Consider the following 17,353-nt stretch of genomic DNA (forward strand, 5'->3'; position numbering starts at 1 on the left):
CACATGGACCTGCCCAAACTCGCCATCGCGGCGCTCGGCGGCACCGTGAGCATGCAAGCCAGCAACGCCGCCGAAGGGGTGATCCCGACCGTCAGCGGCGAAATCCTGCTGGCCTCGGTACCAGAGTTGACGACGCTGGCACGGGTCACCGTAGAAACGCTCGGACTGTTGCCCAGCGCCTCGCTGGATTTCGAGTTCTTGTTGAGTGTTCTTGCTTGGGCGAATTTTCAGGTCAAGCAAGGCGCTGCAGGTGTTGTCATCACTCAGGGGACGGATACCCTGGAAGAAACGGCCACATTTTTCGATTACTTGTGGGATCACGACGAACCTTTGGTCCTGACCGGCGCCATGCGTTCGGCAAATCAGGCAGGGGCCGATGGTCCGGCGAATCTACTGGATGCTTGCCGGGTCGCACTGGCTGAAAACAGCCGTCAACGAGGCGTTCACGTGGTGATGAACGGGCAGATTCATTCAGCGAACGCCGTCCGCAAAACCGATTCATTGGCATTGCAGGCTTTTTCCTCCCCTATCGTTGGTCCTGCCGGCATGCTGATGGAAAACACCGTCAACTATCTGCGCTTGCCGGTTCAGCGCAGGGTTCTACCATTGCCTCAGCAGACCACACAGAAGATTGCCCTTCTGGAAGCGTCGCTTGGCGCCAATACCCTGTTACTCGAGAACATCCTCGAACTGGGCTACGACGGGCTAGTGATTGCGGGTTTCGGTGCAGGACACGTTTGCGCGAGCTGGGCGGAGGTGATTGAAACCATTGCCAGAAAAATCCCTGTCATCGTCGCCACCCGGACGGGTTCGGGCAGCACGGCTCAATCGACCTACGGGTTTATTGGCAGCGAGATGGACCTGATCCGTAAAGGTGCATCGATGGCTGGATTTCTCTGTCCACGCAAAACCAGAATCTTGCTGTGGCTGCTCATTGGCTGCCAGCAACAAGATGAACTGGCGCGCTTTCTCGTTCAGAACTGACAAAACAGCGCGCAAAAAAGGGCCTGCATTGCAGGCCCTTTTTATTTTCCGAAAAGTTCTACTTATTTTTGAATAGCTCTACGGCTTATGCGCCCGAGACAGGAATTCGTGTGACTGCATTTCCAGCAAACGACTAAGCGTGCGCTGGAACTCAAAGTTCAGGCGACCGCCGGTGTAGAGGTCTTTGAGCTCGACTTCGGCAGAAATGATCAGCTTCACGTTACGGTCGTAGAACTCGTCGACCATGTTGATAAAGCGGCGGGCGATGTCGTCGGTGGTGACGCTCATCTGCTCGACGTTGCTGAGCAACACGGCGTGGAAGATTTTACCCAGTTCGATGTAATCGTTCTGGCTGCGTGGGCCGTCGCAGAGTTCGCGGAAGTCGAACCAGGCCACGTCATCGCAGGTGCGCACGGCACGGATTTCACGGTTCTCGATCACCAGCACGTCGTTCTCGATGGCTGCCGTGCATTCCGGCGTCAGGGCCCGGAAGCTCTTGCGCAGGCTTTCCTGGGCAGCGTCATCCAGCGGAAAGTGGAACAGCTCCGCTTGCTCGAGGTGGCGCAGACGGTAATCGACGCCGCTGTCGACGTTGACGATCTCGGTGTTCTGCTTGATCAGCGCAATGGCCGGCAGGAAACGCGCACGCTGCAGGCCGTCCTTGTACAGGCCGTCCGGCACGATGTTCGACGTCGCGACCAGGGTCACGCCGTTCTTGAACAACTCTTCCATCAACGTGCCAAGAATCATCGCGTCAGTGATGTCGGAGACGAAGAACTCATCGAAACAAATCACTCGCGACTCGTCGGAGAAACGCTTGGCGATGATGGTCAGCGGGTTTTTCTCGCCGCCGAGGGTCTTCATCTCTTCATGCACGCGCTTCATGAAGCGGTGGAAGTGAGTGCGAGTCTTTTCCTTGAACGGCAGCGCTTCGAAGAAGGTATCGACCAGGTAAGTCTTGCCGCGACCAACGCCGCCCCAGAAGTACAGGCCCTTGACCGGCACCTGGTCTTTCTTGCCAAACAGTTTGCCGAGCAGGCCCGGTTTGTTCTGCGAGGCCGCGACCAGATCGTCGTACAGACGCTGCAAATGACGCACCGCCGTTTCCTGGGCAGCATCGTGGAAGAATTCCGGGCGTTTCAGATCAGCTTGATATCGTTCTAGGGGCGTCATAATTCGTTAGCAAGGCAACAAAAACGGGCCGTCACTGTAGCGACGGCCCGTGGGAATGGCAATCGGCCCTTGGTCGGACCGAGCCGTTGATTATTCCTGAACCGGTGTCAGGGCAACGCGCAAAGCACCGATGGCAGCATCGCGAGCAGCGCTGTCGGCGAAGGCCGGACTGTCGGCAACGCACTCGCCTTCCAGCCAGACGCTGAAGCTCAGGTCTTCACTGCGCACGTCCAAGGCCTGACCGGATTGCAGTTGCTTGGTCACTTGCCCTGCGGTTTTACCGTCGGCGAAGTTGCGCGACAGCAACAGTTGCTCGCCATCGGCCGCCAGCAGACGGAAGCGGAAACTGCCGTCGTCTTCACGGAAGCTGACGAAGCGCGCGGCTTTCGCAGCTTTCTTCTTGGTGGTCGCTGCGACTTGGGTCTGAGCGACGAAAGAGCGCAGGCCGACCGCCTCGCGCAGTTCGTGGAGGAACGGCGTCGCCACCGAACGGGCCTTTTTGGCGCCGATCTGCAGCATGTCTTCCAGATCCGCCGGGCGTTCGATCAGCTGGTGATAACGCTCGCGGGATTCGCCCAATTCGCTGTCGAGCAGTTGGAACAGACGATTCTTCGCCTCGCCCCAACCCAGCCCCTGAAGCAATTCGCTGCGGAATTCGTCGGATTGTGCCGGCGTAGCGAAGGCCTGGAACAAGGTGAACAGGTGCGAATTGTCCGGATCCTTGGCTTCGCCCGGGGCACGGGAGTCGGTGACGATCCGCGAAATCGCGTCTTTCATCTCTTTGGCGCTGCTGAACAACGGAATGGTGTTGTCGTAGCTCTTCGACATCTTGCGACCGTCGAGCCCTGGCAAGGTGGCGACGCTCTCCTCGATCAGCGCTTCGGGCATGGTGAAGAACTCTTTGCCCTGGCCGAACAAGTGGTTGAAGCGCTGGCCGATGTCCCGCGCCATTTCCACGTGCTGGATCTGGTCACGACCGACCGGCACCTTATGGGCGTTGAACATCAGAATGTCCGCCGCCATCAACACCGGGTAGCTGTACAGGCCCATGGTGATGCCGGCATCCGGGTCTTCACCGGTCTCGACGTTCTTGTCCACCGAGGCCTTGTAGGCATGGGCGCGGTTGAGCAGGCCCTTGGCGGCCACGCAGGTCAGCAGCCAGGTCAGTTCAGGGATTTCCGGGATGTCGGACTGGCGATAGAAAGTCACGCGGTCCACGTCCAGGCCACCGGCCAGCCAGGTCGCGGCGATTTCCAGACGCGAGCGCTGGATGCGCAGCGGGTCATCGCATTTGATCAGGGCGTGGTAGTCGGCCAGGAAGTAGAACGAATCGGCATTGCTGTCACGGCTGGCGACGATCGCCGGACGGATAGCGCCGGCGTAGTTGCCCAGGTGCGGCGTGCCGGTGGTGGTGATGCCGGTGAGGATACGGGTACGAGTCGTCATGGGTAATCGCTTGTCAGACTGCAATCAATTCGAAAGACGCGGCAGGATCAGATCCTTGAGATCGGTCAGCTTGCCATGAAAAAAGTGTCCGCATTCTGCCACTTTCAGCAGCTCATGGGGGCGATCGAGTGCGTCCGACCAATCGTAAACGAGCTGTGGATCGATGACTTCGTCGGTTTCCGGCTGAATCAGGGTCAATGTACCTTGTTGCGGCAGTTGATCCTGATCGCCCAAACGCATGACGGCGGGCGCGACCATGAACAAATGCTTGAGTTGCTCGCCCTTGGCTTCCAGGCGTCCGCCGAGACTTGCTGCAACAAATCCGCCGAAGGAGAAACCGAACAGGGTCAGGGGCAAGTCAGGATGTCTGGCTCGCAGCCACTCGGCCGCCGCCTGGGCATCGTCGACTTCGCCAGTGCCCATGTCGTGCGAGCCTTGGCTGGTGCCGACGCCACGGTAGTTGAAACGCAAAGTAATCAAACCGGCGTCGCGCGCGGTGCGCTGCAAGGTCGAGACGACTTTGTTGAGCATGGTGCCGCCCTGCACCGGGTTCGGGTGGCAGATCAGCGCCAGGCCGCGGGGCTGCTCGTTATCCGGCCCCTCGCTATTTAAGTACAGGGCTTCCAGTTGGCCGACCGGGCCATCAATCACTACAGGGGTTTCGCGCATAAGCAAGGAAGGAACTCCGTGACCTCGAATCGGGTCGACTCGTCTAGCAAATTGTCTGTGCCAATCTATTGCGAGTGAATCGCGGTATACAGCGCAGGTTCGAGCCGTTAACGTAAAGCAAAGCCGTTTATAGAGGAAGGACTCGTGGAACACTCGCTCTTAGTTTGGTTGTTGCCGACTCTTGCCCTGGTTGTGGGTGTCGCCATTGGATTCCTGATCGCTCGCCTGGTGCCGAATGCCGCGCCTAACCGCACGCAACGTCAGCTGGATGATATTCAGGAACGTTTTGACAATTATCAGAACGAAGTGGTCACCCACTTCAACAGCACTGCAACACTGGTCAAGAAACTGACTCAGAGCTATCAGGAAGTGCAAGATCACCTCGCCGAGGGCGCCAACCGTCTGGCCCTGGACGAGCAGACTCGCCAACGCTTGCTGGCTGCCCTGCACGCCGACGCGGCACAGGCTCCACGGGAACGCCTGACGCCACCGCGCGATCAGGAACCGCCTCGCGACTACGCCCCTAAAATGCCGAACGCGCCGGGCATGCTCGATGAGCATTACGGCCTGAAGAAGTAATCAGGTTTCGCGCGACATGAAAAAGCCCTCGGATGAGTGATTGTCCGAGGGCTTTTTTGTTTCTTATCCAATATCCCTGGTGTCTGTCAGGGCCTCTTCGCGGGCAAGCCCGCTCCCACAGGATTTGTGTTTGGCCACTATCTTGTGATCGACGAAGAACACTGTGGGAGCGGGCTTGCCCGCGAAGAGGCCGTGTCAGTCGAGATTAATGTCGCCTGGCACACCGCTTTCGCGAGCAAGCCCGCCCCCACAGTTTTTATGGGCTGGTGTTACTGATACTGCTGAACAGGCTGGCCCTGCTGCTGATATTCCTGACCCGGAATCGCCTTCAGGTTGACCTCGACGCGACGGTTCTGCGCCCGGCCATTCACATCACCATTGCTGGCAATCGGGTTATCCGGCCCGGCACCACGCGCCGACAGGTTGGCGCCGCTGACACCCTGGGAGGTCAGGTAAGTCGCCACACTCTGGGCGCGACGCTGGGACAGGTCCATGTTGTGCTGACGGCTGCCGGTGCTGTCGGTGTAGCCAACAATCTCGATCTGGTTCTGGTTGAACTCCTTGAGCGAGCCCGCCAGGTTGTTCAGCGGCTGGTAGAAGCCCGACGCGATGTTCGCCGAATCAGTGGCGAATGTGATGTTGCCCGGCATGATCAGCTTGATCTGATCGCCTTGGCGCTGCACTTCAACCCCAGTGTTAGCCATGCTGGCCCGCAGTTTTTTCTCCTGCTGGTCGGCGTAGTAACCGTAACCGGCGGCAGAAGCCCCCACCACGGCGGCGCCAATCAGCGCGCCCTTGCCACGGTTATCGTGACTGATGGCAGCACCGGCCAGTGCACCGGCCAAGGCGCCGAGGCCACCGTATTTGGCGGTTTTGCTCATGCCCGTAGAACCGCCATCAGCCTGACCCTGGTTGTCATAAGGGTTTTGCGATGCGCAACCGGACAACAAAGCCACAGCAGTAGCGACAATAATCAAACGACGCGAGGTGAACATGGAGAGCTCCTACTTTTTTTGCATTCTGTGGTGCAGCGGACTTAAGCAATGAACCTTTGCGGGCGTTGGATCATGGCCAACGCCAAAAATTCCGTCGTGCCTTTCACAACTGCATCTTCAGGCTCGTACAAAGGGGTTACCGCGCATTTCATCGCCCAGACGAGTATCCGGACCATGACCGGTCACCACCGTCGCCTCTTCGTCGAGGGTATACAACCGTTGTTTGATCGACCGCACGAGAGTCGCCTGATCGCCTCCCCATAAATCCGTGCGCCCTACCCCACGCTTGAACAGCGTATCACCGGCAATCAGCAGCTTAGCCTCTGAAAACCAAAAGCTCATGGAACCTGGTGTATGACCCGGCGTGTGCAACGCCACGCCACACCCGCAAGCCAGCTCCTCGTCGTCGGCCAACCAGCGATCTGGCGATGGCACGGGGGTGTAAGGCACACCGAACATCTGGCACTGCATCTCCAGGTTGTCCCAGAGGAATTGATCTTCTTTATGCAGATGCAGCGTCGCGCCGGTTTTCTCCTTGAGCTGCCCGGAAGCCAGGAAATGATCCAGGTGCGCGTGGGTGTGGATGATGCTGACCACCTTCAGGCCCAACGCATCGAGGCGCGCGAGGATCAGTTCGTGGTTGCCGCCCGGGTCGACGACGATGGCTTTTTTGGTGATCGGGTCGCCGATGATTGTGCAGTTGCACTGCAACGGCCCGACGGGAAAGGTTTCGCGGATGAGAGTGGGTTGCTGGGACATCGGGGCACGCTCGGAAAACAGGAATGGCCAATTTTGGCACAGAATTGCCCTGAGCCATTTACCCCATATGCATCGTTAAAATGCGTTACGCCAACACCCCCAACTCCTTCGCCCGTGCCACCGCCTGCGTGCGCCGCTCAACCCCCAACTTACTGTTGATATGACTGGCATGGGTCTTCACCGTATGCAGCGAAATAAACAACTGCTCGCTGATTTCCTGGTTTGAACACCCTTGGGCGATCAGTCGCAGAACGGCCAGTTCACGCGCACTGAGTTGTTCGGCAGCAGGCGATGACTCCACCATCGGGCGGGAGGCCAGGGCCGGAAGTTTTTCCGAGAGACTCTGCGAAACAGCCGTCGGCGCACAGAGTTGAAGTTGCCCGCGCAGCCAGTCCGGGTGTTCGGTCAACAATGGGTCAAACGGTTGCAGGACACCACCGGCGGCCGCTTCCAGAGCCTGGGCCAATGCCTTGCGGGCCTCGGATTCGCGCCCACCCGCCAGCAACAGGATGATTTTCTGACTTAGCGCCATCACGCTGAGCATCTGCCGGCCGCTGTGCTGACCGTGTTCATGCAACGCGTTCAAGCGCCCTTCGGCAAGCATGGACTGGCCTTTCATCATGTCCAGCACCGCCTGTTGCAGTTCAATGTGCAATGGCAGTTGCGGATGGAATTCCGGGGGGGCCGCCGGATGCTCGCCGTTGTAGGTCTGACCCAATCGCGTGAGCCAGGCTTCGGCGAGGTCGGTGCGGCCCTGGGCCAGCCAGAGTTCGCATTTGACCAGGGTGATCATCGCCAGGTAGTAAATCGGCGGGACGTCCCAGATGTGCATCAGGCGCTCGGCCTCGGCGAGTTCGGCGAAGGCTTTGGCGAACTCGCCGCTGCTGCCCTCCAGACGGGCAATCACGCAGTGGCCGATCAGCACGCTGATGTCGCGACAGGCCCGCGCTTCACCCAAACCCGCGAGCAAACGTGCCCGCGCGGCCTGGGGTTGCAAACGCAGCGCCAGCAAAAAACCCTCGTATAAGGTCAGGCGCGCGCGCACCGCATACAGCCGTTGCGGGGATAAACCTTGCAGGCGTTGCAGCCCTTGGCGGACTTCATCCAGTGAGCGAAGAATCTCACCGCGCGCTTGCAGCACGCGAGCGCGGTCGTAATGGGCCAGCGCCTCGAACAGCGGATTGCCGACCCGTTGTGCCAGTTCAAGGGACTCACGATTCAACCCCCGTGCACGCCAAAGGTCGCTGTCGGCAATGGCCAGGTTAGACAATGTCGAGAGGCACATCAGGCGCTGCCCATAGCGTTTGGCCGGCAGGCTCTCCAGCGCTTCGGTGCAATAGAGCAACGTCAGCTCGCGATTGCCTCGTCCCCGGGCAATGATGCCGCTCAGGGCCAGCCATTGCGCCAGCATGGATTTTTGCGCAGTGGCCGACGGGGCCGGCAGGAAGCGGCTCAAGTGGCTGGCCAGTTCCTCGGCGGCGTCCAGTTGGCAGGCCAGCCCCAACGCCCAGCTGTAGAGCACGATCAGCCGAGGCGTGCTGATCAGCAGGCTGTCGGGCAAGTCCATTTTCCAGCGCAGCAGCATGCCGACGTTCTGCTCGGCCAGCAGCTGTTCTTCAGAGAGGTTTTGTACCAGATTCGCTGCAACGTCCAGATGCCCGGCACGCAACGCCTGCTCTACCGCCTCATCGAGTAACCCTTGGGCGTTGAACCAGCGGCAGGCACGCAGATGCAGGCTGGCCGTCGGTACCATCGCCTGGGCTGTGGGCCGGCTGCGCAGCAGGTCGGAAAACAGGTGGTGATAGCGGTACCAGTGACCGTGTTCGTCCAGCGGCACCAGAAACACCTGATGCGCCAGCAGGAAACGCAGGATCTCGGCACTGTCATGGGCTTCGCGCACGGCGTCGCACAACTCGCTGCAAAAGCGCTCTTGAGGCGCGGTCTCGTACAGGAATGACTGCACCTCGGCGGGCAGGCAATCGATGACTTCTTCGAGCAAGTAATCGCGAATCAGCCCTTCCCCACCGTACAGCGATTGGGGCAAGGCGCCCTCGCTGCCCGCCTCGGAGGCCGCCAGCAGCCAGAAACGCAGCCCTGCCACCCAGCCTTCGCTGCGCTGGATCAAACTCTCCAGCGCCTCGCCACGCAATGAAATGCTGTGCCGATCAAGCAGGCTCAGGGCTTCATCGTGGGTCAGTCGAAGATCCTGCTCATGCAATTCGAGCAGTTGCCGCGACAGTCGCAGGCGTGCCAGATGCCAGTCGGGACGTTGCCGACTGGTGACCATGACCAGCAGGCCATCGGGTAAATGATTGAGAAAAAATTGCAGGCAACGATCAAGCACCGGGCCCTGGGCCAGATGATAATCATCAAGTACCAGCAACAGCGGTGTAACGGGTGAAAGGTGCACAGCCAGTTCATCGAGCAAACCGTCCAGCCATTCTTCGAAAGCGAATGGCTGATGACGTTGGCGCATTTTCAGCAGCCCCAGCGCCTGGCTGCCCAGTTGCGGAAAATACTCTTGAAGTCCTTCAAGCAGGCGTTCAAGAAAACGACCGGGATCGCTGTCCCGAGGGCTCAACCCTAGCCACAGGCTTTGCCAGTGATCCGGCAACCCCTGGCAAAACTCCACCGCCAATGAACTCTTGCCGAACCCCGCTGGCGCGCTGACCAGCAACAGCCTGCCACCGAGGCCGGCGCTCAGGCGCTCGCACAAACGCGGCCGCAGCACATGGCCGTCGGGCAGCGGAGGCCGGAAAAAGCGCCCGTCCAATGCGGCGACGGCAACGCTTGCAGGGCCCGGAAGTGGGGACAGATCAGTCATGGCCGGCTCTTGTTTGAAAGGCTGATGGCGGCGTTACAGATGTCCGCAGCCTAGCGGTAAACGAAGAGCTATTGAAGGTTATTGCTACAAATGGCTACAAAAAGACTACAAGCAGAAGTGTCGGTAAACCGGACAGCCACACCAGCTCGTAGCAGCTGTCGAGCCTGCGAGGCTGCGTTCGGCTGCGAAGCAGTCGTAAAACCTGAATGCAATATTGTCCTGAAACACCGCAGCGCTTTATTTCACGACTGCTTCGCAGTCGAACGCAGCCTCGCAGGCTCGGCAGCTGCTACAACGATCTTTATGAACTTCCAAAAAAACGCCCCGAACCAGTCGGGGCGTTTTTTCGAGGATGCGGCCTCGATTTACAACGTATTAGCGAACGCCTTCCTGACGCAAGGCTGCCGGGGTGAAGTCTGCGGTGCTGGCAGTGAAGCCGAAGTTATATGCCGACTTCTCTTCGTTCTTCATGCCTAGGGCCAGGTAGCGGCCCGATTGCAGGTCGTACAGGGTTTCGAGGGTGTACCACGGCACTTGCTTGTCGTAGTAGTTCTGGGAGTGAGCCTCGGCGACGCGCCACAGTTGCCCGCGACCGTCGTAGTGGTCGACCACCGCCGCCTGCCAGGTGTCTTCGTCGATGTAGAAGTCACGTTTGGCGTAGATGTGACGCTGACCTTCCTTCAGGGTCGCGACCACATGCCAGACCCGACGCAGTTCATAACGAGCCAGGTCCTGATTGATGTGACCGGCCTTGATGATGTCGGCGTACTTCAGTTGTGGCGAATCGAGCTTGTAGCTGTCGGAGGCGATGTACATCTCTTTCTTGCCTTCGAGCTTCCAGTCATAGCGATCCGGCGCACCGTTGTACATGTCCAGGTTGTCGGAGGTACGCAGGCCATCGGCAGCGGTACCCGGCCCGTCATAGGACACTTGCGGCGCACGACGTACACGGCGTTGCCCGGCGTTGTAGACCCACGCCGAACGCGGTTCTTTAACCTGGTCGAGGGTTTCGTGTACCAACAGCACACCACCGGCCAGACGCGCCGGCGCGGTCACTTTCTGCTTGAAGTAGAACAGGATGTTGCCCGGATTTTTCGGGTCGTAATCCTTCATCTTGTCGCGGAACACGAACTGGTCCTCGAAGTACACGAGGCTGAACGAGCCGTTCGGCTGCGGCGTGGCCTGGGTTATCAGACGGGTCACACTGCCGCCGCGATAACGGGTGATGTGGTTCCAGATGACTTCAACGCCACTTTTCGGAATCGGGAACGGGATTGCGGTTTCGAAGTTCTCCAGACCGTTGCCGCCGGACACCAGGTTAGTGTTGGTGGCGTTCTTCTTGATGGAGGCGAACACGTCATCCGGCACGGTGGCACCGCGATGGGACGGGTAGACCGGCATCTTGAAGGTTTCCGGATAGCGCTTGAACATCGCGTACTGGCCCGGCGCGAGCTTGTCCTTGTACTGGTCGACGTTCTGCGCGGTGATGGTGAACTGCGGTTTTTCACTCGCGAACGGATCAGACAGAAAACCCTTGCTATCCACGCTACCGGCGTTTTTCGCCATGGGTTTCCAGGCCGGGATCGAGCCGTCGGCGTTGCCCGCCATCTCGGCGCCCATCGGGGTCAGGCTCTTGCCCAGCTTGTCCGCTTCGGCCGCAGGGACCGCCGCCATGACACCGGTTGCCAGCAGCGACAGCCCCAGAACGCCAACGTGGAACAGACTCTTTGTTATTTTCATAAATGTGTTCGTCCTGAAAATACAGTGCTTAGAAGTTCACGCCGAAGCTGAGCGCAACGAAGTCGCGATCATCCACGGTGGTGTACTTGCCGTCGAAGAAGTTGGTGTACGCCAGGCTCGCGGTGTAGGTGTTCTGGTATTCGGCATCGACACCCAGGCTCACCGCTTTACGACCTTCCTCGAAGTTGCCGCCAGGGCCAGGCGAGTAACCGCTCACGTCATGGGACCAGGCCACGTTCGGCTTGAGGTTCACACCGGCGAACACGTCGTTGTAATCCCAGATGGCGCGACCGCGATAACCCCACGACATCGATGTGGTAAAGCCATCGTCCTCGCAGTTGCGGCTGCGGTTGTTGGTAGCAGCACCCGCGCCGGCACCGTTGATGGTGCTGGTGTTAAGGATCGCCGAGCAGGTGTTGAGGCCGCCGGTAGCCGGCAGTTCACCAGGCCCGTAGACCGGGTCACGGCCGTAACGGACATCAGAGCTGCTTTCCAGGCCGCCAACATGGGTGACGCCCACTTCGCCCACCAGGGTCAGACGACTGGCGCCCATGACCTGATCGAAGAAGTGCGTCAGAGTTGTCTGGAACTGGGTGACTTCCTTGCGGCGATAGCCGTGCAGATCCTGACCCGGTACACCGGGGAGCAGCGAAGCATTGGTCAGGGCGCCACCCAATGGGCGTACGCCGGCAAACAGGATGTCGGTGGAGTTGAGTTGCACCGGCGCGTTCGGACGATAGCTGATCTCACCGCTCCACGCCGTACCGGTAGGCAGGGTAGTGGAGAAGCTCAAGCCGTAGAGGCGGATATCTTCCGGGTACTCGACGAAGTACTCGGAATTACCTGCGACCACCAACGGCGCCAGAGCGCGAAGCGCCCCTGGCAAAGCCGCTGCCCGGGCATAGGCCGCCGCTGGAGCACCGGTGGCGCTGAAGATCGGCGCACGACTGTGATAATTCATGAAATAGGCACCGAACTCGGTGTCTAGCGGCTCGAACATGTATTTGAGGGACGCGCCCCACTGGCCGCTGTCCCGCGCATCGCGATCCGCCCCACGACGCACCAGCACACCTTCATCGTTCACGTCGACGCCCAGCCTGGTCAATGTAGGCAGGGCCGCGGCCGGAATGGTCGAGCGCTTGTTCAGCACGCGCAGGTTGTTGTCGCAACCGTCGGCAATGATGTCTGGCTGGGAGAAAAAGGTGCCGCAGTTATCGACAACCGTCTGGTCCCATTCCAGCTGATAGAAGGCTTCGGCCGACAGATTGTCGGTGAGGCTCTGGGACACGTAGAACATGTTGACCGGGATCAGACCTTCCTTGACCTCGGCACCGGGACGACGGAATGCGGACACATCGATCGGGTTGATCGAGTTGATGCCACCGCCGATGAAAGTACTTTCACCCCAGCTCACAACCTGTTTGCCCAGACGCACGGAACCCGGCTGATCGGCAATGGCGTAGTTGTGGTAGACGAAGGCATCGAGGATCTGGCCGCCGGCGGACTTGGCGCCTTCCTTGCGGTTGCTGTCACTGATGTCCTTGAACTCGCGGCTTTCATCCTTGAGTTCGAAGTCGTACCAGTATTTGCCCCGGACGAAGACACCGGTGTCGCCGTATTTCAATTCAAGGTCATGGATGCCCTTGAAGATCTTCGAAAAAGTTTCGCCGCTCTTGAAGTTGTTGTGACCGTCATCGGACGTCTGGGACAGGCCGTGGCCCCCGTTATTGACGCCGATAAGATTCTTGTTGGGGCTCTGAGTAGACCAACTGGCTCCGATCGACAGGGATGAGTCAAATTGACCTTCGATCTCACCGACGTTGAAACTGACGCCGAATGCAGGCCCGGCGAGCGAAGAGGCGAGACTGACCGCCAGGGGCAGTTTCGCCCGGCGCCAGAACTGGTTTACTGATGTCATCGACGCTACTCCATGTGCATTATTGTTATGGCTGAGTACTTTTAAAAACGTTGTGGGTGACCGGAAGCCAAGCGGTCCGAAGTCACTCCAAAGTTGCATCGCCCCGTTTTGTGCGTGAGCTCCGTTCTTAAAAATCCTTGAGCGGACTATAGCCAGCAGGTAGTAGTGCTTGATCCCTCTAAAGTGTGATTTGCAGCTGCCGGCCACTCTGGAACAGTCCTTTCGCCAGTCCGACACATGTCGGCCCGGCAAGGATGGCTGAAAATTCGGATTTCACAAGTCAAGCGCTTGCTTGGTGGGGCTGGCGCGCCGTTTTCGGCGCGCCAGCGGACGCTTAAAGCGTCGAGAGGAAGGTACTGTTGTTAGCCTGCCATTCGGTGATGTCGACGCGGATGCGCTTCTTGTCGAGTTTGCCGACACTGGTCTTGGGAATTTCAGTAACAATGGCGATCTGGCTCGGGATAGCCCACTTGCTCAGGTGCCCCTGTTCAACGAACGGTTTGAGGTGCTCCTTGAGTTCCTTGGCCCCGATCTCATGCCCTTCCCTGACGACCAACAGCGCAAACGGCCGCTCACCCCACTGCGGATCGGCGATGCCCACCACTGCTACTTCGCGTACCGCAGGGTGGCGGCTGATCAGGTCTTCCAGGTCCAGGGAGGAGATCCACTCGCCGCCAGTCTTGATCACGTCCTTGATCCGGTCGCGAATGTCGATCACGCCCATGCTGTCCAGCGTCGCCACGTCGCCGGTGTGCAGCCAGCCCCCGGCCCAGAGTTCGGCGCCTTTCTGTGGCTCGTTGAAATAGCCCTCGGTAAGCCACGGCGCACGCAGCACCAGTTCGCCCTGGGTCTCGCCATCGGCAGGCAGGAAGTTGCCATCGGTGTCGATGATCGCCGCTTCGACCAACGGCCCCGGTACACCGGCTTTGATCCGGTAGGTGGTGCGTTCGTCTTCGGTGCCGGCCATCAGCTCATCGTTAAGGTGCGCGCACGATACCAATGGCCCGGTTTCCGACATGCCGTAAGCGGCGGTCAACTGAATGCCCTTGGCTTTGGCCGCTTCATACAGCGCACGGTTGAGCGCACTGCCGCCGATGACGATTTTCCAGCCACCGAAATCGATGTTTTGCGCCGCCTTGGCATTGAGGACCATTTGCAGAATGGTCGGCACGCAGTGGGAAAAGCTCACCTTCTCCTTGCGCCACAGTTCCACCAGATACTCGGGATCGTAACGGCCGGGGTAGACCTGTTTGAGCCCGAGCATGGTTGCTACATATGGCAAGCCCCAGGCATGCACATGGAACATCGGGGTGATCGGCATGTACACGTCGTTGGTGCCCAGCAGGCGCACGCTGTCGATGGAACCCATGATGGTCGACACGCCCATGGTGTGCAGCACCAGCTGGCGATGGGTGAAATACACGCCTTTGGGGTTACCGGTGGTGCCGGTGGTGTAGAACGTGGTGGCGACCGAGTTTTCGTCGAAATCTTCAAAGTCGTACTGCGGGCTCGCAGCGGCCAGCAATTGCTCGTACTCGCCAATCAGGTTTGGCAGGTCGGCGTTTTTTTCCGGCAAGTCGGTCAGCAGCAGGGTTTTCTCCACAGTAGTCAGGTGCCCGGCAATCGCCTTATACAGCCCGACGAACTCGCTGTTGACCAGCACGAAGCGGTCCTCGGCGTGGTTCATGGTGTAGAGAATCTGTTCTGGCGACAGGCGCACGTTGATGGTGTGGATCACCGCGCCGATCATCGGGATGGCAAACATGCATTCCAGGTAGCGATGGCTGTCCCAGTCCATCACTGCCACGGTATCTCCGGCCTTCACGCCGGCGGCCGTCAGCACGTTGGCCAGCCGCGCGACCCGCTCGATCAGAGTCGGATAGCTGTAGCGCAATTGATCGCGGTAGATGATCTCGCGGGTTTTTTCATAACGGGCACCGGACATCAGCAGCCGTTTAATCAACAGCGGATACTGGTAAGCGCCCTCGGCTGGGGGGATAACGCGAGTCTGCAACATAAGAGTCCCTTTTCTGACTGCACGGTCTTGGCTTTTAAAGCTAAGCACTCTAGAGCCCTTGAACGCCAGCCAAATCAGCCAAAGGGATGATTTGCAGAGCCGTATAAATGCTAGCTTTGCGCCATTACTTGCAGGAATTCGTTATCTATATCGGATGCGCTGCTGAATCAGGCGTAGGAGCTGCCGAAGGCTGCGATCTTTTGATCTTGGGCGATTTCGATATCGCAGAAGATCAAAAGATCGTAGCCTTCGGCAGCTCCTACAAGGGACCGCGCCGTTTGGCAGAGTAGTGTTTGATCAATGCATCTCGGTGAACGCTAGCTTCACGCCGATGGCGATCAGCACCGCGCCCATGGTCCGGTCGAACCAGTGGCCCATGCGGGCGAAACCGGCGCGCACGCGTTGTTGGCTGAACAGCATCGCCACCAGGCAGAACCAGACTGCCGTCGCCGCGGCCAGATAAATCCCGTAACCGGCCTGTACCGCCAATGGTGTGTGCGGGCTGATCACCACGGTGAACAGCGACAGGAAAAACAACGTGGCTTTCGGGTTCAGGCCATTGGTCACGAATCCCGAGGTGAAAGCGCCACGCGCGGTACGTTCGCCGGCCTCCTGATGCAGGTCGTCAGCCACAGGTGGGGCCGGTTGCGCGCGCAAGGCCTTGAAGCCGATGTACAGCAGATACGCGGCGGCGGCCCATTTCAAGGCGTTGAACAGCACGATCGACTGGGACACGATCAATCCGATACCCAACAGCGAATAGCCAACGTGCAGGAAAATCGCCGAGCCGACGCCCAGCGCCGTCCAGGTCCCGGCACGGCGACCGTGGGTCACGCTCTCACGCACCACTACGGCAAAGTCCGGGCCGGGGCTGGCGACGGCCAGCAGGTGAATCAGGGCAACGGTCAAGAACTCTGTCCAGTACATGGGGGCTCCTTTTGGGCAGGGCGATCAATAAAAAATTCTGAGGCCGACTTCGCCTCTGTGCCAACTCTCAAATCTGTGGCATCCGCCAAACATGTGGCGAGGGGGCTTGCCCCCGTTCGGCTGCGAAGCAGTCGCTAAACCGGATGATGCGTTCTGCCTGACGAAACAATGTCGCCCTGGTTTGGGGCCGCTTCGCGACCCAACGGGGGCAAGCCCCTCGCCACAGCAAGCTCCCTCGCCACAGGTTTGTGCCAGGCCAGACAATGCGTAACTGTTTATTTCATCTGGTAGGCTCGGCAGATTACGCCTTCAGTTCAATGCACAAAAGGTACAGTTGATGACGAACTCTCGCCGCGCCGTTTTCCTCGACCATCCGTCCCTGGACCTCGGCGATCTCGATCTCAACCCACTTCGTGAGTGCTTCAGCGACTTGCAGCTGTTCGCGCAAACCACGCCTGATCAGGTGATCGAACGCCTCAAGGGCGCCACCGTCGCCATCAGCAACAAAATCCTGATCGATGCGGCGGCCATGGCGGCCAGTCCCGAGCTGAAGCTGATCCTGATCACCGCCACCGGCACCAATAACGTCGACCTCGCCGCCGCCCGTGCTCACGGAATCACTGTCTGTAACTGCCAGGGTTACGGCACGCCGTCGGTGGCTCAGCACACGATCATGTTGCTGCTGAATCTGGCGACGCGCCTGACTGACTATCAAAAAGCCGTCGCCGAAGGTCGCTGGCAACAGGCGAAACAATTCTGCCTGCTTGATTACCCGATCGTCGAACTCGAAGGCAAAACCCTCGGCCTGCTTGGCCACGGTGAACTGGGCAGTGCCGTGGCGCGGTTGGCCGAGGCGTTCGGTATGCGCGTGTTGCTGGGGCAGATTCCGGGGCGTCCTGCCCGGCCGGATCGTTTGCCGCTGGATGAGCTGCTGCCGCAAATCGACGCCCTGACCCTGCACTGCCCGCTCAACGAACACACTCGCCACTTTATCGGCGCCCGTGAACTGGCCTCGATGAAACCCGGTGCTTTCGTAGTCAACACCGCGCGCGGTGGTTTGATTGACGAGCAAGCATTGGCCGACGCCCTGCGCAACGGTCACTTGGGCGGCGCGGCCACCGACGTGTTGAGCGTCGAACCACCCACCGCGGGCAATCCGTTGTTGGCCCAGGATATTCCACGGCTGATCGTCACCCCGCACAACGCCTGGGGCAGTCGCGAGGCGCGGCAGCGAATCGTTGGCCAGTTGACCGAAAACGCCCAAGGCTACTTCAGCGGTCAAGCGCTGCGGGTCGTCAGTTGATAAACTGCGGCACTTTTTT

The 17,353-nt window shown here is 59.4% G+C and carries 13 protein-coding genes; 3 read left to right on the forward strand and 10 right to left on the reverse strand.

Annotated features, from left to right (window positions below; all coding sequences use genetic code 11):
• The first annotated feature begins 3 nt into the window (after positions 1-3).
• On the forward strand, positions 4-984 hold the full coding sequence (locus JFU11_RS23885; protein ID WP_201062282.1) for an asparaginase: 981 nt from the start codon (positions 4-6) through the stop codon (positions 982-984).
• 78 nt (positions 985-1,062) lie between these two features.
• Here JFU11_RS23885 and zapE read toward each other — a convergent pair whose 3' ends face one another.
• The 3 genes from zapE to JFU11_RS23900 form a co-directional block, all read right to left on the reverse strand.
• Positions 1,063-2,157: a cell division protein ZapE gene (zapE, locus tag JFU11_RS23890; RefSeq protein ID WP_008004987.1), complete on the reverse strand. Its 1,095-nt coding sequence runs from the start codon at positions 2,155-2,157 to the stop codon at positions 1,063-1,065.
• 90 nt (positions 2,158-2,247) lie between these two features.
• Positions 2,248-3,603 carry a tryptophan--tRNA ligase gene (locus JFU11_RS23895; protein ID WP_007905282.1) on the reverse strand — a complete coding sequence of 452 codons (1,356 nt, stop codon included), beginning with the start codon at positions 3,601-3,603 and terminating at the stop codon, positions 2,248-2,250.
• A gap of 24 nt (positions 3,604-3,627) precedes the next feature.
• Complete coding sequence (locus tag JFU11_RS23900; RefSeq protein WP_201062283.1) at positions 3,628-4,272, reverse strand: alpha/beta fold hydrolase; 645 nt, start codon at positions 4,270-4,272, stop codon at positions 3,628-3,630.
• 144 nt (positions 4,273-4,416) lie between these two features.
• Between JFU11_RS23900 and JFU11_RS23905 the strand changes: the two genes are divergently transcribed.
• Positions 4,417-4,851 (forward strand): DUF1043 family protein, encoded by a 435-nt coding sequence (locus JFU11_RS23905; RefSeq protein ID WP_030129754.1) that lies wholly within the window; start codon positions 4,417-4,419, stop codon positions 4,849-4,851.
• Positions 4,852-5,120: 269 nt separating this feature from the next.
• On the opposite strand, the gene JFU11_RS23910 is transcribed toward JFU11_RS23905, so the two are convergent.
• The 7 genes from JFU11_RS23910 to JFU11_RS23940 all read right to left on the reverse strand — a co-directional run bounded on the left by JFU11_RS23910 (position 5,121) and on the right by JFU11_RS23940 (position 16,031).
• Positions 5,121-5,846, reverse strand: coding sequence for an OmpA family protein (locus JFU11_RS23910; protein WP_123719487.1), 726 nt, complete (start codon positions 5,844-5,846; stop codon positions 5,121-5,123).
• Positions 5,847-5,963: 117 nt separating this feature from the next.
• Entirely contained in the window at positions 5,964-6,605 is a 642-nt protein-coding gene (locus tag JFU11_RS23915) for an MBL fold metallo-hydrolase (protein WP_123719488.1), read from the reverse strand.
• Between the two features lie 85 nt (positions 6,606-6,690).
• On the reverse strand, positions 6,691-9,429 hold the full coding sequence (locus JFU11_RS23920) for a LuxR C-terminal-related transcriptional regulator (RefSeq protein WP_201062284.1): 2,739 nt from the start codon (positions 9,427-9,429) through the stop codon (positions 6,691-6,693).
• Positions 9,430-9,804: 375 nt separating this feature from the next.
• Entirely contained in the window at positions 9,805-11,169 is a 1,365-nt protein-coding gene (locus tag JFU11_RS23925) for a DUF1329 domain-containing protein (RefSeq protein ID WP_123719490.1), read from the reverse strand.
• Between the two features lie 28 nt (positions 11,170-11,197).
• Positions 11,198-13,087 (reverse strand): DUF1302 domain-containing protein, encoded by a 1,890-nt coding sequence (locus JFU11_RS23930; protein WP_123719491.1) that lies wholly within the window; start codon positions 13,085-13,087, stop codon positions 11,198-11,200.
• A gap of 334 nt (positions 13,088-13,421) precedes the next feature.
• Positions 13,422-15,104 carry a fatty acid--CoA ligase gene (locus JFU11_RS23935; protein WP_201062285.1) on the reverse strand — a complete coding sequence of 561 codons (1,683 nt, stop codon included), beginning with the start codon at positions 15,102-15,104 and terminating at the stop codon, positions 13,422-13,424.
• Positions 15,105-15,401: 297 nt separating this feature from the next.
• Complete coding sequence (locus JFU11_RS23940; RefSeq protein WP_123719494.1) at positions 15,402-16,031, reverse strand: LysE family transporter; 630 nt, start codon at positions 16,029-16,031, stop codon at positions 15,402-15,404.
• A gap of 337 nt (positions 16,032-16,368) precedes the next feature.
• Between JFU11_RS23940 and JFU11_RS23945 the strand changes: the two genes are divergently transcribed.
• Positions 16,369-17,334, forward strand: coding sequence for a 2-hydroxyacid dehydrogenase (locus JFU11_RS23945; protein ID WP_123719496.1), 966 nt, complete (start codon positions 16,369-16,371; stop codon positions 17,332-17,334).
• The last annotated feature ends 19 nt before the right edge of the window (positions 17,335-17,353 follow it).

The organism is Pseudomonas sp. TH37, assembly GCF_016650735.1.
Classification (GTDB): Bacteria; Pseudomonadota; Gammaproteobacteria; order Pseudomonadales; family Pseudomonadaceae; genus Aquipseudomonas; species Aquipseudomonas farris.

Bases quoted from the DNA above. Each gene is read 5' to 3' on its own strand.
- JFU11_RS23920 (WP_201062284.1), bottom strand. From the start codon at position 9,429: ATGACTGATCTGTCCCCACTTCCGGGCCCTGCAAGCGTTGCCGTCGCC.
- zapE (WP_008004987.1), bottom strand. From the start codon at position 2,157: ATGACGCCCCTAGAACGATATCAAGCTGATCTGAAACGCCCGGAATTC.
- JFU11_RS23895 (WP_007905282.1), bottom strand. From the start codon at position 3,603: ATGACGACTCGTACCCGTATCCTCACCGGCATCACCACCACCGGCACG.
- JFU11_RS23945 (WP_123719496.1), top strand. From the start codon at position 16,369: ATGACGAACTCTCGCCGCGCCGTTTTCCTCGACCATCCGTCCCTGGAC.
- JFU11_RS23930 (WP_123719491.1), bottom strand. From the start codon at position 13,087: ATGACATCAGTAAACCAGTTCTGGCGCCGGGCGAAACTGCCCCTGGCG.
- JFU11_RS23935 (WP_201062285.1), bottom strand. From the start codon at position 15,104: ATGTTGCAGACTCGCGTTATCCCCCCAGCCGAGGGCGCTTACCAGTAT.
- JFU11_RS23910 (WP_123719487.1), bottom strand. From the start codon at position 5,846: ATGTTCACCTCGCGTCGTTTGATTATTGTCGCTACTGCTGTGGCTTTG.
- JFU11_RS23925 (WP_123719490.1), bottom strand. From the start codon at position 11,169: ATGAAAATAACAAAGAGTCTGTTCCACGTTGGCGTTCTGGGGCTGTCG.
- JFU11_RS23915 (WP_123719488.1), bottom strand. From the start codon at position 6,605: ATGTCCCAGCAACCCACTCTCATCCGCGAAACCTTTCCCGTCGGGCCG.
- JFU11_RS23940 (WP_123719494.1), bottom strand. From the start codon at position 16,031: ATGTACTGGACAGAGTTCTTGACCGTTGCCCTGATTCACCTGCTGGCC.
- JFU11_RS23900 (WP_201062283.1), bottom strand. From the start codon at position 4,272: ATGCGCGAAACCCCTGTAGTGATTGATGGCCCGGTCGGCCAACTGGAA.
- JFU11_RS23885 (WP_201062282.1), top strand. From the start codon at position 4: ATGGACCTGCCCAAACTCGCCATCGCGGCGCTCGGCGGCACCGTGAGC.